Source organism: Nocardia sp. NBC_00881, from assembly GCF_045207455.1.
GTDB lineage: Bacteria > Actinomycetota > Actinomycetes > Mycobacteriales > Mycobacteriaceae > Nocardia.
Window position 1 is genome coordinate 255,014 of record NZ_CP108798.1, and the last position, 24,604, is coordinate 279,617.

At 62.7% G+C, this 24,604-nt stretch carries 19 protein-coding genes and 1 pseudogene; 15 read left to right on the top strand and 5 right to left on the bottom strand.

Going from position 1 to position 24,604, the window contains the following annotated elements; all coding sequences use genetic code 11:
• The first annotated feature begins 653 nt into the window (after nucleotides 1-653).
• The 6 genes and pseudogenes from OH799_RS00635 (at nucleotide 654) to OH799_RS00660 (ending at nucleotide 7,030) form a co-directional block, all read left to right on the top strand.
• Complete coding sequence (locus tag OH799_RS00635) at nucleotides 654-1,832, top strand: alpha/beta hydrolase (RefSeq protein WP_406274174.1); 1,179 nt, start codon at nucleotides 654-656, stop codon at nucleotides 1,830-1,832.
• A 691-nt stretch (nucleotides 1,833-2,523) separates the two neighbouring features.
• A pseudogene (locus tag OH799_RS00640) lies at nucleotides 2,524-2,770 on the top strand (integrase core domain-containing protein); the annotation flags it as partial.
• A gap of 199 nt (nucleotides 2,771-2,969) precedes the next feature.
• Nucleotides 2,970-3,707: an FAD-dependent monooxygenase gene (locus OH799_RS00645; RefSeq protein ID WP_406274177.1), complete on the top strand. Its 738-nt coding sequence runs from the start codon at nucleotides 2,970-2,972 to the stop codon at nucleotides 3,705-3,707.
• Between the two features lie 298 nt (nucleotides 3,708-4,005).
• Complete coding sequence (locus tag OH799_RS00650) at nucleotides 4,006-5,181, top strand: hypothetical protein (protein WP_406274179.1); 1,176 nt, start codon at nucleotides 4,006-4,008, stop codon at nucleotides 5,179-5,181.
• 483 nt (nucleotides 5,182-5,664) lie between these two features.
• Entirely contained in the window at nucleotides 5,665-6,321 is a 657-nt protein-coding gene (locus OH799_RS00655) for a DUF2625 family protein (protein WP_406274182.1), read from the top strand.
• A gap of 82 nt (nucleotides 6,322-6,403) precedes the next feature.
• A complete protein-coding gene (locus OH799_RS00660) occupies nucleotides 6,404-7,030 on the top strand; it encodes a suppressor of fused domain protein (RefSeq protein WP_406274185.1) in 627 nt (208 codons plus the stop codon).
• 254 nt (nucleotides 7,031-7,284) lie between these two features.
• On the opposite strand, the gene OH799_RS00665 is transcribed toward OH799_RS00660, so the two are convergent.
• A complete protein-coding gene (locus OH799_RS00665; protein ID WP_406274188.1) occupies nucleotides 7,285-7,947 on the bottom strand; it encodes a thioredoxin family protein in 663 nt (220 codons plus the stop codon).
• Between the two features lie 715 nt (nucleotides 7,948-8,662).
• Between OH799_RS00665 and OH799_RS00670 the strand changes: the two genes are divergently transcribed.
• Nucleotides 8,663-9,022 (top strand): hypothetical protein, encoded by a 360-nt coding sequence (locus OH799_RS00670; RefSeq protein WP_406274191.1) that lies wholly within the window; start codon nucleotides 8,663-8,665, stop codon nucleotides 9,020-9,022.
• A gap of 326 nt (nucleotides 9,023-9,348) precedes the next feature.
• Here the strand turns inward: OH799_RS00670 and OH799_RS00675 are convergent, their stop codons facing one another.
• On the bottom strand, nucleotides 9,349-9,981 hold the full coding sequence (locus tag OH799_RS00675; protein WP_406274193.1) for a hypothetical protein: 633 nt from the start codon (nucleotides 9,979-9,981) through the stop codon (nucleotides 9,349-9,351).
• 824 nt (nucleotides 9,982-10,805) lie between these two features.
• Here OH799_RS00675 and OH799_RS00680 point away from each other — a divergent pair.
• Both OH799_RS00680 and OH799_RS00685 read left to right on the top strand, forming a co-directional pair.
• Nucleotides 10,806-11,090 carry a winged helix-turn-helix domain-containing protein gene (locus OH799_RS00680; RefSeq protein ID WP_406274196.1) on the top strand — a complete coding sequence of 95 codons (285 nt, stop codon included), beginning with the start codon at nucleotides 10,806-10,808 and terminating at the stop codon, nucleotides 11,088-11,090.
• Between the two features lie 32 nt (nucleotides 11,091-11,122).
• Nucleotides 11,123-12,523, top strand: a complete 1,401-nt coding sequence (locus tag OH799_RS00685; protein WP_406274199.1) for a sensor histidine kinase — start codon at nucleotides 11,123-11,125, stop codon at nucleotides 12,521-12,523.
• 184 nt (nucleotides 12,524-12,707) lie between these two features.
• Here OH799_RS00685 and OH799_RS00690 read toward each other — a convergent pair whose 3' ends face one another.
• Together OH799_RS00690 and OH799_RS00695 are read right to left on the bottom strand one after the other, a co-directional pair.
• Nucleotides 12,708-12,893, bottom strand: a complete 186-nt coding sequence (locus OH799_RS00690) for a hypothetical protein (RefSeq protein WP_406274202.1) — start codon at nucleotides 12,891-12,893, stop codon at nucleotides 12,708-12,710.
• A gap of 1,604 nt (nucleotides 12,894-14,497) precedes the next feature.
• Nucleotides 14,498-15,004, bottom strand: coding sequence for a Rid family hydrolase (locus OH799_RS00695; RefSeq protein ID WP_406274205.1), 507 nt, complete (start codon nucleotides 15,002-15,004; stop codon nucleotides 14,498-14,500).
• Between the two features lie 1,210 nt (nucleotides 15,005-16,214).
• Here OH799_RS00695 and OH799_RS00700 point away from each other — a divergent pair.
• From OH799_RS00700 to OH799_RS00720, 5 genes are all read left to right on the top strand, one after another.
• On the top strand, nucleotides 16,215-16,796 hold the full coding sequence (locus OH799_RS00700) for a hypothetical protein (protein WP_406274208.1): 582 nt from the start codon (nucleotides 16,215-16,217) through the stop codon (nucleotides 16,794-16,796).
• A gap of 18 nt (nucleotides 16,797-16,814) precedes the next feature.
• Nucleotides 16,815-17,252, top strand: a complete 438-nt coding sequence (locus tag OH799_RS00705; protein ID WP_406274211.1) for a hypothetical protein — start codon at nucleotides 16,815-16,817, stop codon at nucleotides 17,250-17,252.
• 489 nt (nucleotides 17,253-17,741) lie between these two features.
• The gene (locus tag OH799_RS00710) at nucleotides 17,742-19,043 is read left to right on the top strand and encodes a fatty acid desaturase family protein (protein ID WP_406274214.1); all 1,302 of its coding nucleotides are present in this window, start codon (nucleotides 17,742-17,744) and stop codon (nucleotides 19,041-19,043) included.
• Nucleotides 19,044-19,128: 85 nt separating this feature from the next.
• The gene (locus OH799_RS00715) at nucleotides 19,129-20,022 is read left to right on the top strand and encodes a patatin-like phospholipase family protein (protein ID WP_406274217.1); all 894 of its coding nucleotides are present in this window, start codon (nucleotides 19,129-19,131) and stop codon (nucleotides 20,020-20,022) included.
• Between the two features lie 72 nt (nucleotides 20,023-20,094).
• Nucleotides 20,095-20,904, top strand: coding sequence for a DUF1868 domain-containing protein (locus OH799_RS00720; protein ID WP_406274219.1), 810 nt, complete (start codon nucleotides 20,095-20,097; stop codon nucleotides 20,902-20,904).
• A 201-nt stretch (nucleotides 20,905-21,105) separates the two neighbouring features.
• Here the strand turns inward: OH799_RS00720 and OH799_RS00725 are convergent, their stop codons facing one another.
• The gene (locus tag OH799_RS00725; protein ID WP_406274222.1) at nucleotides 21,106-22,695 is read right to left on the bottom strand and encodes an HAD-IB family hydrolase; all 1,590 of its coding nucleotides are present in this window, start codon (nucleotides 22,693-22,695) and stop codon (nucleotides 21,106-21,108) included.
• A gap of 659 nt (nucleotides 22,696-23,354) precedes the next feature.
• Here OH799_RS00725 and OH799_RS00730 point away from each other — a divergent pair.
• Nucleotides 23,355-23,765 carry an RDD family protein gene (locus OH799_RS00730; RefSeq protein WP_406274225.1) on the top strand — a complete coding sequence of 137 codons (411 nt, stop codon included), beginning with the start codon at nucleotides 23,355-23,357 and terminating at the stop codon, nucleotides 23,763-23,765.
• Nucleotides 23,766-24,604 lie beyond the last annotated feature (839 nt).

Below are 24,604 nucleotides of genomic sequence, written 5' to 3' on the forward strand. Positions count from 1 at the left end.
CGGCGCGGCGGCATCGGCGCCGGACTTCACCGGTTCCAGGACCGGAGGACAGCTCATCGAAGTCCTTACTCTGTAAGCGCTTCCCCACCTGCGCAAGAGCATATTGTCGCGGCCGACAATGCCGGACAGTAAAATGGAGACCTTACACATATTTGATCTAACGCGAGGCATCCGGGCGACGATGGACGAGATCGTTCGGTGCAGTGGACAGAATTACCTTATGGGAATGTAAAAATCGCGACGCTATGCAAATATTCAATTAGCGGTGTGTGTCGGGGTTCGCTCGCGGCGACAGTGCATACCGGCTGCCTGATTGGTACGTGCGGGTTTGGGAGAAGGGCCGGGTCCAAGGTGTCGGAACCGGGCCCGACGGCTGGCTCAGTGGCGAGTGCATTCGCCGGAGGCGTACCGAATTACAGGCTGATTTGTCCTTGGATGGGCAGGGAAAGGATGTTCGCCATGAGCGTGCTGGTGGCGGCGTGTTCGACACCGCGATACGCCCTTATGCATGCCGGATCACTCCACGCATCCTCGGGGCTCATCTTTTACAACCCCTGAAGGTTGGCGGCTTGGACACTTCCTTTCCTTCAGATGGTTGAATTATTCCCAATGATGAGAATCTGAAGTTTTGCTGGTTCACTTGGGAAAGTTTCGTGTCTTCGGAGGTCCTCATGTACGCCCTGGCGGAGCCAGCCCGCGAAGAAATGTCGATCGAAGCCGCCTTGCCGCACAACGGTGACCGGTGCGGGCAGGTTCAGGTCTGTCTATGGCGGTCGTTCGCCGCGATGGTCGGTGCTTGTGGGCGGTGGACTGCCGAAGTGGTCGCGGCTGTAGTGGTGATACTGGGGGCTGTGGCGATGGCGTCCGGGGTTGCCATCGCGGTGCCGCCGGATACCGGGTCATCGGGCGGTTACCAAGCCCCCTCGGAGGGTCTCGGTCTCCCAGTCCGGCCGGTGGTCGGCCATATCGAGCCGATCACCGATCGTTGGCTGCGGGTATTCGTGAAATCGCCCGCGATGAACCGCGTCGTGCAGGTGCAAGTGCTGGTGCCGGCCGACCGCAGTCGCCCGCGACCGACTCTGTACCTGCTCGATGGTCGCGGTGCACCGGAGAACGGAAGCAACTGGTTAGCGCACGGTGGTGCCGTGGAGTTCTTCGACGCCAAGAACGTCAACGTCGTGCTGACCACGGGCGGTCCGGCCAATCTCTACACCGACTGGCAGCGGCGCGATCCTGTATTGGGCGCAAATAAATGGGAGACGTTCCTCACCCGTGAGCTACCGCCGCTGATCGACGCACATTTCGAGGGCAACGGACGCAACGGGATCGAGGGGGTCTCGATGGGTGCCGAGGCGGCGATGATGCTCGCGTTCCGGACCCCGGGCCTGTACTCGGCCGTCGCGGCCCACAGCAGCTGCTACACCCTCGCCTCCGGTGTCGGACAAGCCCATGCCCGCGGGATCGTGGCAACCTATGGCGGAAATCCGGACAATATGTTCGGCCCGCCGACCGACCCAGACTGGCTCGCCCACGACGTCATGGCACACGCGGAAGCGCTGCGCGGTACCGCACTCTACCTGTCCAGCGGCACGGGAGTCCCCGGCGAACACGACGTACCCGGTCGGGTCGACCTCCCCGACACCATCACCGTCGGGGGCCCGCTCGAAGCCGGAGCCTTCACATGCACACTCGCCTTCGTGAACCGGCTCGCACAACTACAGATTCCGGCGACGGTGAATCTGCGGCCCACCGGCACCCACTCCTGGCCGTACTGGGCCGACGAACTGTCTCGATCTTGGCCCACCATCGCCGAGGCACTCGATATCGACTGACTGAGTCCTCTGCCGACTCAAATAAGCGACTACCGAGGGCGGAGCACGTGAATCGCCCATGATCGGCTTCAGAGTTCGGGGCGGGATGCCGGTGTACCGGAAATCACCATCAGCCCGGGGAATTTCAGGTCCAGCTTTGGTCATTCCTGACCGTCGGACGGTGATGAAGCAATACGACGTGCGCTCACGACCGCTGCGGAACAATGCCAGTCGGGTCCCCTGGACGGCCCGACCCTTGCGCCGCGGCCTCGGATACCCTGAACGCTGTTTTCGTGGACCGGTGAGAGGGATATCTGGGGGTCTGATGGTCGGCGGGGATCTGTGTCGGCACGAGTGGGCCACCGATCGCGGAGTCGTCTGTGGCGGTGACGGCGGCACATGACGTGTGGCGGGGGCGGGTTCTTTATCGGGTGGCTGGTGGGTATGATTCCCAAGTTTTCGAGTCCTCCTTCGGCTCGAAGTATGAAGCTGTGGATTCGAAGCCAGGGGATGCGAATGGTGAGTCACCTCGAGGAGATGGGTCCGCAAGATCGACTTGTTACGAGAGCTCGACGCCGTCGGGGAGATGGAGCGGCGCTGGGACGAGTGGGAGGACGGCAACGAAGAGTACGGCGAGTTCTCCACCGATGGGCCGCTCTCGCTCGATGACGGTGTGGGGCCGGACGGCGAGTGGGCGGAGGGCCTCGCGGCCCAACGCATCACCCGATACACGCCACGGCACAACGGCAAGGTCGAGCGCCACCACCGCATACTGGCCGAAGAATTCCTCCAGGCCCGCATCTGGCAGAGCGAAGACACCCGCCGCGAGGCCCTCTGCGTCTGGAACATCCACTACAACTACCGACCCCACAGTGCCGCCGGAAGCCAGCCCCCAGCCCCCAGTCAGCCGCCTCCGCACCCGCGTCACCGACGTGACGGCCTCATACGGCCTGCGGTGAAACATTTCGAGCGCCAAGGACTCTCGAATCGCGACCGAGATCGTTGTGCATCTATCGGCGTACTGGCACGGTGCACGGATGGGCTCCGCCGCGTGCGTCACCGTGGCGTGCCTATTCGCTCGGGATTGGCGGGTCCGGTATGGGTACGGCGCGGTCGAGGTGTTCATAGACGACGCCGAACAGTATCCGAGACTGCCCTGTGAGCGGCTTTATCTGGCCGGATCGCTTCGACTTCCTCGTCGGCTGCGACGGCGGCAACAGCCTGGTACGACAGCAGTTGGGTGCGCAACTGACCGGTACCGATACCGTTTTCCAGGCCGTTTCCACCTATTTCCGGGCACCGGCGTTGAACGAATACATTCGCCCACGCACCTGGATGACCTGGTCGATGAATCATGACGCGCTGGGCGTCACCATCGCGATCGACGGACAGGCCCTGTGGCTCACCCACACTTTCCTGCCCACCGACACCGATACCGACCTCATCGATCCGGGAACCCTGATCACGCGGGCCGTCGGATCCGAAGTGCCGCACGAGATACTCGGCGTCGACCGGTGGACCGGACGCCGCCTGGTCGCCGACCGCTACGGCAGCGATCGGGTCTTCATCGCCGGAGACGCTGCCCACCTGTGGATACCGATGGCAGGCATGGGGATGAACACGGGAATCAGCGAGGCGGCGCACCTCGCCTGGATGCTGGCCGCGGTGCACGCCGGCTGGGCGGGTCCGCGGTTGCTGGACGCCTATGAAATCGAGCGACGCCCTGTCGCGGAGGCCATTTCACGCTTCGCGACCGGTATCGGCGAAGCCCTGCTCGACCTGGGCAACACCGAGGTCGTCGAGGACGACAGCCCCTTCGGGATCAGCGGCGACGCCACACCCACACAACCGGCGTCGCTCATCGACCGAATCCGCGGCGGGAGTCGAGTGGGATAGTCCAGCGACCGGCGGGTGATATCGGCCAGCTCGTCGCCACTGCGGGCGCGGGTGGCATGGACTTGCCACTCGAGGTCGGCGTGAAGATCTCGTCAGGATGAGTTCGGGGCTGTCGCCGGGTATCCGGTGCAACTCGATGCAGCGCGGATCGCGACGGTGGCGCTCGTTGCCGGGGTGCCGGGGTGCCGAGGCGGCCGGAGAGAAGTACATCAATAACTACACCTCGAAATCCTTCTGTGACCGATCCCCGTATCCGCGGACTGTCCCATGGCGAGCACTCATGGAATCGACCAACAGCATGGTTTACGGAATCATATCCGCGAAGGTCATCGTGGGCAATCGAGAGGACACAGTGAACAGCCAATCGTTCGGCCGGGCAGCGGAACTCCTTCGAGAACTACACGATTTCGGCACAACCGAGCCGTATCGCGCCGCCGTCTCGGCAGCGGTGCTCGCGCGCATCTCGCCCGAAAACCACAGCAACGACGACATTGTGGCGCACGAGTTCTACAACGTCCTGCTCAATCATCGGCTCGACACCGGCTACCTCGTCGTCGAGCAGTTCGTCGTCGAGCGCGACGACTTGTCGGATGCGGACCGCACGATGCTGTTGGGTTGGCGGAACAACTTCAAAGGCCTCTTCGAAATCAAGGAGGTACTCGTCGACGGGCTGCGTCTGTTCAACCACATCGATGAGCTGACATATGCGATACGCACTGCCCGCGGCGAAGACGCCCTTTCCCTCTTGTCATCAGGGATGCTGATCATCGGACGGCTCGCATCCTGGGCCGACGAGTGGATATTCATGGGAAGTGCCCAGACCTTCATCGCCGAAGCCGCAGAAGCGCAGCTCGCCAAGGTGCCGCGACTGCAGCGGGAGAACCCCGACTTGGTGTTCCGCAACCCCGCCAAACTCGCCGAGGGCTGGAAACTGCAAGCCGCTCAACGCGCCGATTTCATCGCCTACCACGGTAGCGACACCGTGATGGTGCACGGCTCACAAGCGCACGACGCTTGGACGGTGTCCTACCGTCAGTCGTGCCTGGACGCCGGCCGCGCCTGGAACGAGGAGGCCTTTCCGCCTTTGTCCGAGGCGATCACTGGTTCCGACGACGTCACATTGATCTTCGATGAGGTCGACGGGCTGAGCTTCTATGTCAACTACGCGACAGTGCGCGCGGTCTTCGCCGACCCCGACCTGGTCGACGAACCGCCCTACCGCGATGCCGTCGTCACGTATCTGCACAACGACGCCTTCCCACCTGTCCCTCTCGCCCGGCTCGCCGCCGCCTACCCCCACAACGCCAGCCGACTGTTCGCCAAGCTGCTGCGCAAACCGGACTTCTCCTGGGAACGCGACGGAGACAACGTCCTTCGAAAGGCGAAGGCCCGCTGGTACGCGGGACCCCGCCTGCCCCGTGTCGTGCCGATCTCCACCGAGGTGACCGAACACATCTGGCCCCGCGCGACGTGAGCCGAGCGTCCATCGCATACGAGGCCGTCCGGTGCCGAACCTCGATCGCAGCGTGCATTTCACCACAATGCTCGGCTCCATGGCGGCACCATCCGTTACGAAATGCCGATGACGCTGTTCGACGCGGCTGTGGCGATCCTGTTCAGCGTCCGAGCAACAATTGGTGTGGCCCTGATCATGGGCGTTGCGGTGTGTGGGATGCGTTACACCGGAATGGCATCGATTTGGACCGACTTATTCAAGTCTTGCTTGTGGAGTTCGGCTTGGAGTGGAGAGATCACGCGGCGACGATCAGGTGGGATTTGGACACCTAGGCCGCGCATGAGATCGAGACCTCGGGTATCTTCCTGTCCGATTTCGTGGGCGATCCGATGTGACGCACCGTGATCAGAGTTGTGTAGGCGGTGGCGCAGGGCGCTCTCCGGCGCAGATTTTACAATTAGTTCAGTTCACGAGCGGGCGGATGCTTGGCATGATTGGCTGGTGCGAACGTTCGCGGAGCTGACCGATGTCGATGATCCGGCGTGGCCGTATATTCGTGAGGAGTTCGCGGACGCCCCAGTGGCGATCGAAATACTGCCGGTCCATTCGTTGGACGGTGCGCGATGCCTGCAAGCGTTGCAAGTGACGACGCGGTCCGCGTTGGGGGCGTTGGCATTCAATACCGGTGGCATATTGGTCGATCACGGGTGGTTGCGCGTCCTCGGTGGCGGCAACGCCGCGCGATGGATGGTGAGCTTGGCCGATCTGAACGATCTGTCGGCCGGTCATCCGCCCGCGCTGTTGGTAGGTGTCGATGCCATCGGTGGGCGTTTCGAGGTCAACGGGGCCGACCCAGATGCGTTGGGGCGGCCCGGTGAACCTGGCGATATCTGCTATTTCGCCCCCGACAGCCTGGAGTGGGAACCTCATGTGGAAGGTTACGGTGCCTGGCTCAGCTGGATCGCGGCCGGTGGATCGACATCCTTCTATGAAGGGCTGCGTTGGCAGGGCTGGGAGGACGAGACTCGGCACCTTCGGCTCGATCAAGGTATCTCGATCTACCCACCGTTGAATACCCGAGAGGCGCAGGAGAATCTAGCCGCTACCAGCCGACGACCCGTTCCGCTGTCGGAACTGGGCGCGCTGACAGAGTGGTGACGGATATTCGCCCGATGATTTTACCTCGATTTGAGCGTGCGCCGGTCGATTGCAGAGGTGGATCGCCATTACAATTCGTCTGGTGAGTGATGCATTGGGATGGGCGGCCATCGACGGCGCCCTCAGACGGATCTACGGAGATATCGACCCTTTTCATTTAGGGACAAAACATCCTTTTGCACTCGGCGGTTCGGACCCGCTGGACGGCATCAGCATTTTTGCGCGTACGGACCCGACACCGCATTGGCATTACGTCAGCTATGGCATGTCCGAGCTGTATGAAAAGGAATCATCGAATACGGAGGTCTCCGGATGGGGCTTCGAATTCACCTTTCGCCTGGTTCGTCGGACCGAGGACACCGATCCGCCGGTCTGGCCGGCCGGCCTTTTGCAGAATCTGGCTCGGTACGTTTTCAAGACCGAAAAGTGGTTCGAGCCCGGTCACACCATCAACGCGAACGGACCGATCGCCGCGGATCGCCCGCACTGCACCATCCGTGCGCTGACCTTCGCCATCGATCCGGAACTCGGCGTAGTCGAAACACCGCACGGCAGTCTTCAGTTCCTGCAGGTCGTTGGACTGACGCCGGAAGAATACGCCGCTGCCCAGGGCGGAAAGGCGAAGGCTCTGCTGGACTATCTCGCGCCCTATCTGCCCTTGTACGTCACCGATATCGGTCGCGGACCGCTCGTCACCCCGGCACAGTGAACGGGGAGTCTTATCGTGCCCGTGCCCGTGCCCGTGCCCGTGCCCGTGCCCGTGCCCGTGCCCGTGCCCGTGCCCGTGCCCGTGCCCGCTGCGCTGTGCGGCGTATACGCGGTCTTCGGCAGGACTGGGGGACTGGCGGACTCGATCGAGACCGCTCGGAGCACATCGAGCTACTTTTGATTCAGCTGCCCTGATCGTCGACCTGGACACCGGGGCCGCTTCCGCCGATAGCGCGCGGGACGCAGAGCCGTTGTTCATGCTGTCAGAGGTCGCTCAGGTGGGGAGAGTTCGGATATCAGATTGCGGGCCGATCGCGTGCCGAGTACCACGTGCTGGAGGATTCCGTCGTCGAAGATGACCTGGACCGGCAGGTCGGACGCTGAGACGCCCCAGGCGGCGGCGATCCGTGGCGCCAACTCGATATCGACGACTTCGATGTCGACGCGGTCGCCCGTCTCGCGTTCGAGGTCCGCGAGCTGCCGCTGGAGAACTTGGCTTCCCGGACTCGCGTCGGTGCTGAACACGACCAGCCGCAATCCGGGTCCAGCCAGCAACTCGTCGTTCGAGTCGTCCGCGAATTGCTCGGGCCGCCTTTGAATCTGCTCGTAGTGCGAATCGCGCTCCCACTCGACCATCGTCCGCCACCGATTGTCCCCGTCGAAGTAGCTGAGGAAAGCATCCATAACGGTGGCCTTGGACGGAACGTTCACGGTGTAGTGCCGGCGGGGTTCACCATTGCGGAAGTCGAGCCCGAATACGTCGCGGTCGGATAGGTACACCGTTTGAATGTAGGTCTGATCCTCGCGGCCGAGGATCGCTATCGAATTCTCTCCCTCGCCGAGGGATCGAACGAGGTCGATCACTTGTTCGCGAGTGGCGGCCTCTGATACACGCGAGAAGTCGGACATGAGGTACACGGATTATCTCCTGGTGGTGCGAACGATCATTTCCCGGTCGCGAAGTATGGTGGTTGCGTCCGGTGCTGGTTGCGGCGTCCCGACGTCGGGAAGGGCTGCCGCCACTCGGATTCCGGGGTCTGGTCAGCCTGTTCCGGCCAGGGCGGTTCCTTCGCTGTGCGCCTGATCTCTGCCCCTCCTGCTCATGCAACAGCCTGGCATTCGACTCAACACCGGGACTCCTGAAATGTCATCAGCCACACTCACGATTTGACGATCACTTAGGGTCACGACGGGGAAGGTGTTGTGTGGCAGCGGCTTCGATCGTGATCCAGGGCGGCAGCACCGCCGGGTACAGCATTGCCTCGATAGCCTCCAGTGGATTGGAAGCCAACCGAACGATCGGCGCGATGATCCATTGCCAGACCGAGAATTCGGCGGAGAGTAATCCGGTTGCCCCTGAGATCGAGGGGTGTGAGGGACCTCGCTGGAAAGGTTACGCTGTCCTGCTCCCGTATCCCCGAGCTCGTACGCAACGGCCGGACGCACGATATCGGTGCACCGGTCGCTGACGGGACCGGCCGAGGCTTGCCCGCCGGTCAACGGCCACGGTGCTTCATCTCGGCTTTGACAGTTGAGGGCGATTCATAACTTCGACAGCGCCAGGGGGGACAGCTCCATCAATGGTGGACAGCTCCATCAATGGCTTGGTGAACTTGCCCTCGCCGACGCCGTCGTGGTGGTGGACGATACTGATGACCACGTTGTGGCGGCGGATCGATATTTCGGCTTGGTTGACGTGACCCTGCTGCTCTTGACCTCGCGGAGCCGGTCATCGTCGGCATCGGGGACGCCGACGGTACTGCCGGGCTTGCGCCGCAGCTCGGCCTTCGCCCTGTCGACCCCGGACTGTCGCGTGTTTGCCTTGTGCATGCGCGTGGTCACGGTGAGAGCCCTGCTGTTACGCGAGCGCGACCCGCGGGAAGTTCTCGCCTTGGCGGAGCGTTCCGTGTCGCTGTACACCGAACTGGCCGAAAATGAGCCCGACGTATTCGCGCAGCGGCTGTCCGAGGCGGTGGATTTTCTAGGACGCTGAATCTGCCCGCTTTGGGTGCTGTACGCGGACCGACTACAGACGAGTGCATGGTGGTGGAGAGGAAACAGCCTCTCCACCACCATCTTTGTCATGCCCGTGTCGGCTTCGACTGGCGCGTGGAATCGACCGTCTCGATGAATTCGAGGCGATCATCGTCGTAGCGAGGATAGTCAGCGTATCGACATACTGAACCGTCAGATTTGGCGAACCCAGGTCACTGCGGAATTAATCGAAGGTGCCGAGTATCTGGCGATGGTGTGGGCGCGGCATGCCGAACCGCGCGAATTCGAAATCGACCGGCGGACAAGTGAGAGGGTGGCCGGCCATCACCTGATACCGGCGTTCAGTGCCTTGAGCAGGCCGCATACCTTCCATTCGCCATCTTCCTTGACGAGGTCATAGGTCACGTTCTGGGTGTTGGTGCGCCCGCCGACCTTCACTGCGACGCTGACGGTGAAGGTGCCCTTGTCACTTCCTTCAGGCACATCGACACTCTTCAGTGTGGATTTCGCGTCGATCTTCGGCACCCCGGTCGGCGCGGAGCTCGGCTTCGGCGCGCCGTCGGCCTTCGCCAGATCGGCCTTGCAGATCAGGTCCTTCTTGTTGTCACCGCCATTGACGAACGCCTCGGCCACCTCACGTGGGCTGTTGGATGTGCCAGGGATGCCGCCACCGGAGAACAGGAAGTAGGCAACGATGCCGATGACGACCATGAGCACGAAGCCGCCACCGAGAATCAGGGGCACTGCGGCACCCCCGCTCTTGCCGGGCTGCGGTGGGTAGTGCCCGCCGGGCGCCGGCGGGTACGGTGGCTGCCCGTAGGCCTGCGGCGCGCCGTACTGCGGTGGGTACTGCTGTGGAGCACCGTATGGCTGCGGCGGGGGTTGCGCGCCGTAGGGTTGCTGCGGCGGCAATCCGCCGGGTTGGCTGTGGGGGTTGTGATGTTGTGGGCCAGTCATATTCGAAGTCCTGCAAGTCCTTATCTTCGCCGACGACAGATCGCGGTTTCCGCCATCGTGATTCAATCATGTCGATCGCGGAACGGTTACCCCGCGGCTGCAGGTTTTACGTTCCTTTGAGATGGCGAGTGCGGCTACTCGTTGATTTTCGCTGTGCAGTCCAGTATTGCTGAGGGAAAATCCCGGGAGCGCACCAGGTTTCGGAGTCGAAGTGGCTACCGCCGCGACAGTGCGCGCCGGGTCTGAATCACAGACGTCGAACAGGCTCCACACGTCGCGGTGTGTGCGGAGCCTGTTCGAGGAGGCTGGTGCCGCTGATTACCGGCCGTGCCTGCCGGTACGGCCTGAGGGTGTTGGAGGGCGGGCTACGGATGCCAAAGAGTTGGCTGCGAGAACAGCACGTCACTGGCTCCGGCATTCGAAGGGGTCACGACTATGCCTCGCCGGCTGACACGCCGTCACGTCGGTGCCGTCGCTCGACCGACCGTCCTCGACGCGTAGCCACTGCGGGATTGGTCCGGTTGCGCGCAGATATGCCCATCGCGCGCTGCGCAACCCCTACCCGGTGGAATAGTTCGATCGGTCGAATCGCGATGAGTTGGAGATCTCAAGCGGCTGTAAAGTATTGGCGATCTCGTTGCGACATCAGCCGCCGGGAAATATTCAAGAGCCATGGTCGAAGACGTGCCTCTAGAGGCCGGTCAGAGGTTAGGCGCTCCGACTTCGCACCGACTCGGCGGTGGATTCGAGGTGCGGATGGCCGAGCTGGTGGCCCGACTGGAAGAGGTGACTCGGCGATCACGTCGTCCGGCCCTGAGCCCACCGTGATCGTCACCGGGGATGTGCGGGTGGATCTCGCGGCGCGGCAGGTCGAGGTCGCCGGCGTACCGGTCGAGCTGGCTCAGAAGGAGTTCGATATCGTGCGTGCGCTCGTGGAACGGCTGGGTTCCGCTGTGAGGCGGGAACTGTTGATGGACCGGATTTGGGGCGATGCGCGCATGGCGGTGTCTCGCACGCTGGATGTGCATATTTCGACTTTGCGTGCCAAACTCGGCCGACCGGACCTGATCAAGACGCTCCGGGGTTTCGGGTATCGGTTGGCACAATGAGTGTGGGGTGAATTTTGCGACGACGGTTGCTGGTGATCCTCCTGATATTCGCGGGCCTGGCGGTCTTCGGATTCGCGGTGCCGTTGGGAGCCGCCGTATCCACATCACGTACTCAGCAACTGTGGTTCAGCCGCTACGTGGACGCCGAATGGTTCGCTAAGCTCGCCAGCCATGCTATGGCGACCGGTGACCGGCAGTATCTCGATGCCGAGCTGCAGCGCTACCTCCGCCTATACGGTGAGCGCGTGCTTGTGGTCGACGCCGGCGGTGTCGTGTACGCCAACACCGGAGTGGACGCCGATGATCCGGAGATGGTCGGCATACTGGCCGAGGCTCGCAGCAATCGGTATTCGACACGGCCGCCGCAGCGCCTGCTGACCTGGGATCCGGAGACGATGCTGATCGCCCGCCCGATCGGGGTCGGCATGGACCTCGAGGGTGCGGTGCTGGTCGAGGCGTCGGCGCGGCGCGCGCAACAGGATATCGCCGACCGGTGGTCGTTGATCGCGGTCGCCGCCTGGACGTCGCTGGCGCTGTGCACTGGTCTGGCGCTGGTGCTGAGCCGTTGGATTCTGCGCCCACTGGGGAGGTTGTCGCGGGCGGTCGGGGCGCTGACCGAAACTCTGCCGAGGTCGGATGTGCCCACCCCGCCCACATCGATGACGCAGCGGTATGGCGGGCCGCCGGAGATACGCGATCTGGCGGAGTCGTTCGACACGATGGCGCAGACGGTGTCCGATTCCGTGGAGTCGCAGCGTCAGCTGGTCGCCGATACCGCGCATGCGATCCGGAATCCATTGGCGGCGCTTTCCATTCGATTGGAGGCGCTGCATGCGGTGATTCCGGCGAAGGCCGAGAAGTCGTTCCGGCGGGCCAGTTCCCAGGTCGACCGGCTCGCCGCGATACTCGACGGCCTGCTGCGGCTCGCAGTGGCGGAGACGCCTGATGGTTTCAATCCGGTCCATGCCGAGGTGGATTGGCCGAGTCGCTGCAATCTGGGGAAGATCCTCGTGGAGCAGGTGGAGGCATGGGAGGCGGCCTATGAGCGGGCCGGCATGAGCCTGTCCGCGAACACGCTGCCGAAGTCTGTCGTGGTGGCGGCGCCCGAGGACGCGATGGTGCAAATTCTCGATGTGGTGCTGAGTAATTCGTGCCGTTATGCCGGCGAGGGCGCCCGGACGTGGGTGTCGGGATGGGCGGAGCCCGAGTGGGCGACCATATCGGTGTTCGACAACGGGGTCGGTGTCGCGGAAGACGAAATCGACAAACTAGCCACTCGGTTCTTTCGTGGTAGGTCGGCGCTTCCGGGTGGTTCCGGACTCGGTCTGCCTATCGCGGCGGCGCTGGCGCAACGGTACCAGGGGCGGCTCACGGTTACGGCGGCGATTCCGCATGGATTACATGTGGCCATTCGGTTGCCGATGGCCCGGTGATAGGACGGTGTTCGCCGCCTTCTGCTCATCGGCGAGCACACCACGGCCCGCGTAAGCCCAGATCGCCGAGTGCCGGCGGGTTCTCATCGATCCAGGCGGTGAACGCTGGCAGCATGCCCGGGTGGGTGCGCAGCGCGGTGACGTCGTGCTCGGGGCCCGGCCGCATTTCCGAGGTTCGCAGTGGCTATCCGTCTGGGGCGGTGACGATCTGGATGTTGTTGCTGTGGTGATGATGTTTCCCGGACCACCACAGATCCACCGCTTTCCTGCTCTTCAAAGTGTGGCCGGGTTCGCGGCCACGGTCGGTGTACATCAATAGGCCGTCCACGCCGAGGTGCTCATAACCCGCGGGTTCGGCCGCCAGCGGCACACTGTGGAGGTCAGAGGTCTGATCAGCACTAGCTGACAGTGCGGTGCTGTTCCAGGCGATGGCCGATTACACCGCCGAGGTCCTGGTGCGCATCAGCTGCCACACCAATCGCGCGTGTCCATTGACTCAGCGGGTTACGTGGGACGGTGCTGGGAGGCAGAGATCGGTCCCGTCCACGTGGTCCTGTTGCTTGCGTGAGCGGTCGTCGTGCGGCTCTAGGGCGCCGCGACGGCTGTGCCGGACGCCCTGTCTGCGCTGGACATCGTGTTCTCGCCGACGAAGGCGAGCTGAAGTCGTAGGCCGTCGGCGAGCCGAGCCGCCCCGCTGCGGCCAGCACAGGGCTGCCAGGATGAAGAGCACCTCCACGGCGATGACCGTCAGTGCGGCTACTTGAAGGATCGTGATGTGCATGCTCGTTCGTGGTGTTGGGGAGCGGGATTGATGCAATTCTAGTTGCATACTATGCGGATGATGCAAATATTGCGTGCACGTGATGGTGTGGATCGCTGCGCACCGGTGGATTGTCCGGGCTGCCGGGCGGCTCCGCCGCAACCTGGAAGCCAAGCACGTCCTGGTAGAAGGCGCGGCACCGCACGATGTCGGCCGCATCAGCCGGATGTGGTGCGTGCCCTGTCGTATTGATAGAGGGCATGTGAATCCCGAAGGGAAGGATTGGATGCGGCTTGACCGGGACCAGACCAGCCGCCGCACCTTTGCGCAGGATAGAAGGTCCGGGCGTGATGGAGGCTCGCCGAGATTGGGGTCCTCGACGGTTCGCCCGGCGACTTCGAGTTGGTGGCTCGGCCCGAGGTTTCCGTCGCGGTACCCGCCGGTGGCGGTGGATGAAAGCCGCACGCGCCACATCGTGACCAACTTTCGCAGCCGTTCGGCATAGCGTCCGCCGGCGGCGAGTGCCGAGTCCAGCAGGGGCGGTCACGAAGCCACCGTGCACGCCGCCCATCGGATCGAGTAGGTGATCGCCCGGCTCGTCCTCGAACACCACGGTCCCGTCGCCGACCTGCACCAGCCGGACGCCGAGCGTGCTCATGATCGATGCCTCCGGGAACCGTCCGTCGAGCGTTTCCTGCAAGATCTCACGGCCGGTCATGTGCGGGATTTCGGGCGTCGCCTCGAGACGTGGCCGCCAGGTGGGCGTGCGGGACCGGAGGGGCTGAGGCGCTGTCATGCATCGACGCTACGAGCCTCGCGAAGGGAGCAAAAGTGTCGGATCCGACACTTTTGCCACTGTTCGCGACGCTGTCACCGACGGGAAACTGCCGCACCGGATCAGCCGACCGTGTTCTTCGTCGCGATCCGAAGCAATCGCCGCGCAGTCACGACATCGAGGATGACACGCGTTCCCGCCTTCGCCTGGATGACGGTCTTGCTGCAGTTGCCGTTGGTGAAGCCCAGCTGGACCGTTTGCTGGTCGGCCGCCGCCGGCTGAGGACCTCGGGCGCAGCCTGCAACGCGCCATACAGGCTGAACTGGGCATGTCTCCAAAGGATTTAGATAACGACATTGTCTGGCATCGGCTGCGCACCACATCGTCGACCGTGGGTGTGGTGGCGGCGAAGATCAGTGGCTTTGCCCCGTCGCGTCCACTATCTGTGTGCAGGTACCACTGCTTCGACTTCAATTTCAACCAGCCAGCCAGGAACGACCAAGTCGACTTCCAGTGTTGTACGTGTCGGTCTCGCGGGATTGCGCTCGATCGGCGGTGCAGGCCGGCCGCTACCCAACGGCACCATAGATGTAGCGCCGGTATCGAGGTCGGTATTGGCAAAGAATTGGCGGTAGGCGCGGTTCCAGCCCGCGAAGTCGGCTTTGTCCGAGCCCGGCGGATTCGCTAAGAATGCGTGCATCGCAATCACATCCGTGAGTCCGAGACCCTGGGATTGCAGGTTGGCTCGGATCTGTTTCAAGGCGCTGATGGCCTGCGCTTCGGTGATCGTTACGCCCTGTGGAAGGCGACCGTCGGTCAGTAGATCGGTGTCGATGTAGCGCTCTGGCGTGCCCTCTGATGCGATCGTGTACAGGTCTTTCGGGCCCGTTCCGGCTGTCCTGTAGATAGTCGCTCCGCTGGGCACGGCAATGCCGTCTGCGTACATGGCCTCTGGCTTGCCTGTCTGGATGACTGCGCGGACGTTTGGCGCCCCAGTAGGTGATGACTTCGGGCCCGATGAGCACCCGCTCGCGAGGCCGGCGGTGCTGAGCAATGCCAAGACCGCAGCAATGAGTCGACTACGCATCAGAATGCCGGCCTCGATTCGGGATTGATTTTTGCCGTCGATCAGCGGTTTCTCCGCCAGGCAGGTGGATTATGGCGTGTCCGCATCTGCCGCAGCAAGGTCGGGAGAACGTATTTGCAACCTTTTGAGCTCCACAAGAGTGGCAACAATGGCTCGTGGCCACCCACCAAAGCAATCCGCACACCCGCGATCACCGCCACAGCGGGGATAGGCACGCCGGACAAACGCGCCGCGCTGCATCTCGTGCATGCACACTGCTGGCGCCGGATGACCAGTAATAGCAACGGGCCCAGCACTTCTGACTGCTTTGTGCGCCTTCAGGGCTTACTCGAGCCGGTGCCTGGAAATCGGGCACGGCCGGTTCTGAGAGGCCGAGGCAACGCGTTCCCGAACTGGGTGATCTGTGAATCCCAAAAGGCGTAATCCGGATCGCCGGGACTGAAAATAACATGCCCGGTCCGAGAGTCTCCATCGGTTTTTATGATGTGGTACTCGACGGCGATGCTGCAGTCCCCGAGGCGCCGTGCAACCGGGTGTTTACTGCGCATAAGATCGATACCAATCCCACGATGTCCGACTAAGGCACGGTGCTGCAGACCTATGGCGGTGTGGAAGTCACCGGATTGGCCGACTCGCCCCTACCCGGAGCCGAACCGTTTGTCACTGCAACGGATCGTCTCGTCCATCCACCAGGACACCTGAAACTAGTATCGTTCGTTTCCTCTGCCGCTTTCCCGACACTGTTTTGTCAGTGCAATAAACCACGCTCCGGCTTCGATCCCGGCCGTCTTCATGGTAGAGGTTTGATTTCTATGGTGCCCAGCGGTCGGTGCTGAATTGACACTCCCTTGATATGTGCTGAATCGCGACTGGACCGAAGTGGCCCCGGTGGGAAAGGCGTTGGCTCTCTCGGGCTCGCGACGATATCTCAAGTGACTGTAAATTACGTGATCCCAGGGTGCCACTCGGTCTTTTTCTGGTTAACCTGCCAGGGCCGTCTCAGGGAGGAAGACGGAAAAGGGCCGCGATTCATGGGCTCTTGCAAATTCTCAACGGAAGGAATTCTCAAATGAAACGTACGATCTCGGCCGCCATGCTTGCGGGGGGCGTGCTGTCGATGCTCGTATGCGCGGCGCCGGCTACGGCGGCGCCGTCTGATGTGGAGAGCATCAGCTGCGCGGAGTATTCGAGCCAAAAGCTGAGTGACCGGGTGTCGACCATCAAGGATCTTCTGGAGGCGCGGCCAGGGCACAAATACGGGTCGAAGCCCACCACGGTTGTGCGCAAAGTCGACGCTGGCTGCAAGGTGGCCAGGAAGAGGAACGCGGGCGATACGGTGCGGGTCGCCAAGCTCGTGGATGAATTGAACCGGGGCAACTCGTCCTCCGACAGGTCGTCGTCCACTGACCCCTCCTCGCCGAGTGACACGTCGGCATCCGGTGACGCGAACACCAAGTGCTCGGTGTGGTTGAAGATGAAGCGCCCGGAGCAGGCGGCGCTGTTGCAACAGCACCTGGTGCGGCCCGGTAGCAAATTCGACGGTCGGTTCAACACCGCAGCGGCGCTGGTGGACGGTGAATGCAACAAACTCGGCGCCGGCGCGACAGTCGCGCAGGCGTACGACGCCGTGATGAAGAAACACGACAGGTAATCGGAAGGGTTCGCATTCATGCGTCATACTGTCACCATCCTCGCCGCCCTTGTCATTTGTATCGGAGCGCTGTCCGGATGCGGCCAGGACTCGCCGTCGTCCGGAAGTGATAATGCGGCCTCGTCCGAGAGCGCGGGTTCGGATACCTCCGCATATTGCGCCGCGGTCAAGGATCTGGGCGACCTCACCGCGCAGCAGGGCTCGGATGAGCTTGTCATCAAAGCGCGGGAGATTGCCGGAATCGCCCCCGCTGACATCGCAGCGGATTGGGAGACTTTCGCCGATGCTCACGAGGCCGTCCTCGATGCGCTGAACTTCGATATCGACCCCTCCGATCCGACATCCTCCCTGGAGCAGATGCAGAAGAAGCAGACCTCCGCTCAGGACAACACGGACAAGATGGCCAAATCCTCGAAGAACATCGGGGACCACATCACGAAGACCTGCGGCAAGTAGGACTGAAACTTCACGCGCTCCGAGCGACGGGCTCGGGTGCGTGAGTTCATGCCGGGCTGCTGTCGGGTTGGGAACGCAAGCAGTCCACGCGGGCCGAATGCGCCGGAAAGGTGTAGCCGCACGGTATGCAGCGGCGGCCGAGCAGGCAGACCGGGACGTCGACGGACTTCGTGATGGCGTGCGGGCGTGCTCGGCTACCTCGTCGTTTGCACGGCGAACAGGAAGTGGCCGCCGAGGTCGGAGAAGGACCCGTCGGCTCCGGCCCGGCTGCTCGGTCGGGGCCCGCGGCGTCCGACCGTAACTCGATTCGCCGGATTCGATCCGCCACTCTGGACTCGGTCACAAGAGTCCTCGCGGATTTCCGCGGAGATGCTTCTCAAGTGAGTGTAAAAGATCGTCGGCCGACTTGCTCGGTGCCTATGAGTGGTCGATCCTGGATCAAGTTATGTGTATTCAAATGCTTTGTAAGAGAATTGAACAAGGGCGCTCGTGGCGATAAACGATATCAAGTCATTCGCTCATCTTTCCGAGTCGGATATCGAAACTTTTGCCGCCGAGCTCGACACGGTTCGTCGAGACGTCGAACGATCACTCGGGGTGCGGGACGCCGCCTACGTAACGCGTGTCATCAGGGCGCAGCGGATCCTCGAAGTGGCCGCACGTTCAATGCTTTTCGCGAGCGAGCGCAGACCTGCGTGGTTGGCGGGCACGGCGATACTGGCCGTTGCCAAGATTATCGAGATGATGGAGCTCGGGCACAATATCAGCCATGGTCAGTGGGACTGGATGAACGATCCCGAGATCCACTCCAGCTCATGGGAGTGGGATTTCGCCAGCCCTTCGTCGCAATGGAAGAAGACACACAACCACATCCATCACACGTACACCAATGTGTACGGCATGGATGACGATCTGGGTTTCGCTGTCCTGCGAATGACCCGCGACGAACCATGGCGCCCGGTTCATCTTGTCCAACCTGCGATGGCTGTGGGTATCGCAGCATTCTTCGAATGGGCGATCGCCGTGCACGACTGGGCGGTCACGCGAAGGGGCTCCGGCACACCGGACCGACATCTGCTGTCGACACCGACCAGGGAGCTGGCGCGAAAGTTCGGACGCCAGATCGGTAAAGATCTACTGATCTTTCCCGCCCTGACGGGCAGGCGTTTCCGGCGCACGCTCTCGGCCAACGCGGCGGCGCTTCTGGTCCGAAATCTGTGGTCCTTTGTGGTGATCATGTGCGGTCACTTCCCCGACGGAGCCGAGAAATTCACGCCCGGAGAGCTCGCGGGCGAGACTCGCGGTCAGTGGTATCTACGGCAGCTGCTCGGGACCGCGAATTTCAAGGCCGGGCCAGTGCTGGCGTTCATGAGCGGAAACCTCTGCTATCAAATCGAGCATCACTTGTTCCCCGACCTGCCCAGCAACCGCTACGCCGAGATCGCCGAGCGTGTTCGCGGACTGTGCGACAAGTGCGACATTCCCTATACGACCGGCTCGCTGCCCAAACAGTTCTGGTTGACCTCCCGCACCATCTGCAAGCTCGCACTGCCGGACCGGTTCCTGCGTCGCACCTCCGATGACGCACCGGAGACCAGCTCGGAACGAAAATTCCTCACGGTCTCGCTCCCTTCGACCCGGGATGCGTCCGACTGGCACGGGTCCGACCTGATCACCGGCGAACGGCGTGGTCTTCGAACCGCTCTGGCAGCGGCCCGTTCATCACAGCGGAAGGCGGCACAGGAGCGGTTCGGGTGGCAATGGATCAAGTCGGTCGTGGGCACGCATTGATCGAACAGCGGAAGGAAAATCATTGACTCGACAAGGTCCGGTGGTGCGTATTGTCGCCGGAGTGGCCGGTCGCAGCCTCAGCTTGATGGCAGGGATGAACATCGGTGCGGTGGACGCGCTCTCTGCCCGGCGAGCGCGGAGCAGCCGGCAACAGCTGGCGACCGCCCCGTTACAGCCGGTTGTCGTAGGTGTGAGCGGAGGTGCGATCGGCGGTGCGGCAGTGGCTCTGGGTATGACTCGCGACCAGGTACGGCAGATCGCGGTCGATCACCCGGAAGAGAACGTGCTGGGCAGGAAAAGCTTTCGTGCACTGCTGACACGGCGTGCGCTGTACCCCGAGGCGCGAGTTCGCGAACTCGCCTATGCCGTCGTCGGCGACCGCACATTCGCCGACTTCGCTTTCACGTCGCAGCCGCCCGGACCGCGCCCGTATGAGACGGCATCGTCGTTGATCATTCCCGTCTACTCGGCAAAACACGGCACGCTGCTGCTGCCGCGCGACCTACCCAAGCTGGGCCTGACCGACCTGCCGGTTGCCGACGCGCTGGTCGCGGCGACCCGCATCCCGGGAGCTCTGCCCGCTGCCGCGGGGCTCGAGGACGTCTTCGACGGCGGTTGCCAGTACCGCGTCCCGCACGAGGTCTTCTCCCCGCATCCAGCCTTGGTTCTGGATCTCTACGGACCGCGACCATACAACAGCCGGGGTGGATTGATCTTTCCGCTCCTCCACCCGTCCCTGCGTCCGATTCCCAATCGCCCGCGCCCGTTTCATGACAGGTCCCTGCGCGAGTCGACCATTTTCGCCCACCAGCCGTACGGGTCCGCACTCCAGGCCACAGCACGGCAGCCTGGACAACTCTTCGACTGTGGCTACGATATCGCGACGTCGTGGATCCATTCCCGGACCGATGAGCAACTTCGCAACATAGTCGGCCCGCATGTTCTCGGTCTGTCGGATGAAACTGTCGCGGCTGGTTGAATCCAGCCCATCAGGGCGGACCGGTCAGCGGTAGGTCGAGTTCGGCTCGAGCAGATAATCAGGGGCGATTACATGAAACGTCGGGCGGTCCTGAGCGCGGCTGGTGTGTTCACGATGGCTTCCGTGGTCGCGGGCTGCCGCGCGCATGGAGTCGGCTCAGAGGTCGTCCCTACGTTGCCTGCTACGCCGTTACCGATCGACGGACACGAACCATTGGCCGCCGGTCCCGGCCAGAAATGGGACATCCACGGCAACGCTCAACGGTTTACCGGCAACACCTTCGTATCTCCGATTCCGCGAAACTCGGCGTTCCTCCACGCTCAGATCAAGGCCCAGGATCGGTTGCGGGCCAGCGCATTTTCTCGGCATTACGTCCTGACCCCGTACAACAGCTTCCACATGACAGTGCTCGATGGCGTCAACCAGGACCAGCTGGGCACGGCCGACTGGCCGACTTGGATGGCACACGCGACGTCGACCGTGGACACGAACATCCCGTTTCTGCGACGCCTCGAGTCCGCGCGGCTGGACGTGCCGCGCACCGTGACGATGCGAGCCGACGGGCTGCGCGATATGGCCACGGGATTCATCGTGGCCCTGGCACCGATCGACTTCGCCACCGCCGATGCACTCAACCGGTTCCGCGACCAGGTCACTGAGCTACTCGGGCTCAGCCGCACAGGGTTCGGCACTTACCGCTTCCATTCGACAATGGGCTACCGGCTGGTTAAGCCCTTGCCGTCCGAACACGAGGAAGTACACGCACTGCAGAACGAGATGACCGAATACTTCGCGGGAGATGCCGGCACCGTGACTGTGGACCCGCTGGCGTTCAACATCTTCGACGACATGCTCGCCTTCCCACAACTGACAGTCCTGTAGCAGCGATTCGGTCGGACCCAATCGGCCGGTTCGAGGCTTCGGCGGTTCACCGCTGCGCACGCGTACGGGATTCACCCACTGCTTTCGTCTGGGACATCGACGTTCTTCAATGTTCGCCTCGGTGTTCGGCACCCGTTGGGTTGTCACCACCCGCCATCAAAGGCTGGAAACAGGCCACTGCTACCGTAATTTCTCCGTGCCTCACGGTTTTCCGTGCGCTTGTGAGTACTCGCTATCCTTGCTCGTTCGCCAGTGCATGAGTGTCTCGTGGTACAGGTTTCGGATCTCTTCGATGTTCTGGTTGTAAGCGTCCGGGTTCCATGAGCTGATGTCGATTGGTTCGAGTACCGCTACGTCGATAGTTCCGGGATGGACCAACACCGAACTCCGCCAGAGGATTTCACCGGCGTTCCGGATGACGATCGGGATGATCGGAGCACCTGTTCGAGCTGCGAGGTGAAACGCTCCTTTCTTGAAGGGCAGCAGGTGCGGGGTGGGTGATACGCGGCCTTCGGGCGCTATCGCGACCGATCTCCCGGACTGTAGGTCAGTGACAAGGGGTTCCAGTGTCCGCTTGGCGCGGTCGGGTGCGGACCGGTCGACAAAGATGACTCCGACGAATCGCAGCAGGGAACCGAATATCGGGTAGCGGCGAGCCTTCATTGCGACGACCCCGGTGAACGCGGTTCGGAGCACATAGGGGACGATCAAAGCGTCGATCTGGCTTTGATGGTTGAAGATGAAGACCGCTGGCCGATGGGCACGGATGTGCTCGGAACCGGTTATCCGCACCCGCACTCCAGCACAGCGAAGCGCAGCGGTTGAAACCCATACATACATTCTGTCGATCGCCGACTGTCGGTCACGACCGAGTGAGCAGACCGCCGCCGCAGCCGCCGCGGCAAGGACGGCAAGAAGCCCGAGGATGGTTCGCACTATTCGGTGGGGGCCTGCGGTACAGCGTGGACGCAATCGCAGTACTCGCCAGCCTCGACGGTCCGCGACGGCGGACAGTCGGCGGCCGGGATTCACCGCGATCGAATTGCCGACGAGCGACAGCAGCGGGATATCCGACGCCCCGTTGGAGTAGCTGTAGCTGCGTGCGAGTTCTACGCCATTGGCGGTCGCGAACCCCGACACAGCGTCCGCCTTGCGCTGGCCCCACAAGATTTCGCCGTCGACACCGCCGGTCAGTATCCCCTCGGAGACAGCCGTTTCGGTGCACAGAATACGATCGATGCCGAGTTCCCTAGCCGTGGAACGAACCTGAAAGGGCACCGCCGCCGTCGCGATCACGAGTGTGTGGCCGGCAGCATCGTGTGCCCGAATCAACTGGCAGACTTCCGGATACAGGTGCCCGGCAATGAAACGGGAGAACAGCCGATCCTCGATGTCCTTGAAATCTTCCTCCGTGCGGCCACGCCATACCTGAGATATCAGTCGGTGGATGCGGTCGAGGTGTGCGGTGGTCTTCCGGCCTGAAAGTCCGGCCAGCAGTGACCAGATCAGAGTTCGAGATCTCACGGCTCGCAACGGCGTCAACGGACCGGAAAGGCTTCGACGAAATCCCTGCAGGAGGGTGCCGTCGAAGTCGAAGAACGCCCCGACGCTGGAACCCTGTGGGCCGGTCCGGATATCGTGCAATGTCGCCGCAATGGCCACCTCTTGTGGCGGCAGCGTGTTCAGGTCGTGGACTTCGCCGCGATACCGAGTTCGCCTTCGGCCGTATGCGGTGATCAACGGTGTGGAAAAGATGGACTTGTGGTGCATTCCATCGGAAAATGAATTCAAGAGTCACCTTCGGGGCCGAAAATGTATAGAACTGTGGAGGCCGCGATCGCCAACAGAACACCGAAGACGGGGCGTCGATGGCATTTACGGCCAGGTCTTCGACGAGTAGGTGCGTGAGATCTTCATCAGGCAGGCCGCGGCGGGGCCACTACCGGGAGGATGGCGAGCGGCGGGGTGGCTGCAGTCCTTTCATCTCCGGGTGTGCGATGGTCGGCGATCTTCGCCCCGACGCCTTCGTCGTCGCTGCCGAGTCGTCCTTCGGATCGGAAGGTCCCCGAGCGGAGATTCTGGTGGGAGCGGCTCCGCTGGGCAAACAACGGGATTACTATTTACATCCTATTTAGGATCGGGCGCTTCCCTACATCCCGGTGGGCACGGATTTGGGACGCCGTCCTGTCGTGCGGTCAGCGCCTCGATCGCTTCCTGTGCCTCGGTCTCCGACTCGGTCGTGCCGCCGATTTCGGCTCGGTATGCACCGTCTCGCTGAAGTTCCGGCACCATGCGGGCGAATCTCAGCTATGTGTAAAAACGCTGGCTGGGCGTCGGGATCCCGTCGTTCACGCGGTGTTCGATGACGGTGTTCGTGGCACAATGCGCAGGTGAGTGTGTCACGCCCAGGTCTTGGAGGAAGTCGGCAACCATACTCGTTTCCGCGGCCGGTGCACGTGCCGGAGGAGGCGGGCGAGGGGCGGTTGGTCTTCGCGGCGATGACGGATGGCCTCTTTGCGCTGGGTGCCTCCTCCGTCATCACGGTGGGTGTCTTCCATTACGACTTCGGCGATCTTGCATTCGTTCCGGTCTTTCTCGGTTGCGCACTAGTGTGCTCGTTCGTCAACCACGTGTTCGGAAACCTGCTGTTCCGCGGCAGTGTCGCCAAACTGCTGTTCGGTCTGCGAGTGGTCCGCGCGAAAGACGGTCGCCGACCGGGTTTCTGGCGGTCGGTCGCCCGGTGGTTCACTGGCTTCGTCTTGCTTGCCGTGATGGCGATGGCGGAAGAAGGTGGCGGCGTCGGGCAGGCGTGCGGTCTGCGGACCGTGCGCCGCCGCGACGAGTTCTCCGTTGTCCGGTGAGCGGGTTCCGGGTGGACGGCCGAGATCGTGTCGACGCGCATCGTGATCGCATACCGGAGGTGTTGGCATACTCCAATTTTGGTGGATTGTCTCGGCAGATCCGCGGCGGGCCGCGGTTGCGTTGTGCGACGCGGACGCGGCAGGCGACCCGAAGGCGGGATCGGCTGAGGCGGCGGCCTTTGCCGTCTTGCAAGCCCAGCCACCGCGCGGAGGGGAGTCGGCAGGATGAGGGGACTGCCGACTCCCCATCAAGAGAATACGGTCGCCAAAGGCCATGATGTCCAGTGAAATCCGAGGACTTACAGCACTTTGAGGTGGAGGCACCACGAACGGGTGCACCGGAAGCCGGTCAGCGATGAACACCGTGTTCTCGTCTGCGAAGGCGATCCAGAGTCATAGGCCGCCGGCGAGCCGAGCCGCCCCGCTGGGGCCAGCATAGAGCCGCCAGAATGGCGAGCATCTCCACGGCGATGACCGTGAGCGCGGTTAGTTGAAGGGTGTTCATGTACATGCCTGTTCGTGGTGGTGGAAGCAACCCTGTAGCGTAATGCAAATCTGATTGCATCAAGCCGGTGTTGTGCAAATCTATATGCCCACGGTTGGGATGTCGGCTGTGAGCGCAGGAGGTCGGAGCCGAGGCGGTCGGTGGCGGGCGCCGTTCCAGCAGCATCCCGTTGGCGTCGAATACGACGCCGACGTAGAGCTGGTACGAGCACATCGAGTCGGTGACGCGGCTCGGCGGGGCCGGTGCGTGTGGCGCGGTGTTCACCGCCGCCTGATCAGCCGGAGACCACGGGAACTCGGACGCTTCGGCTCGAGTCGACCGCGGTGCGGATAGT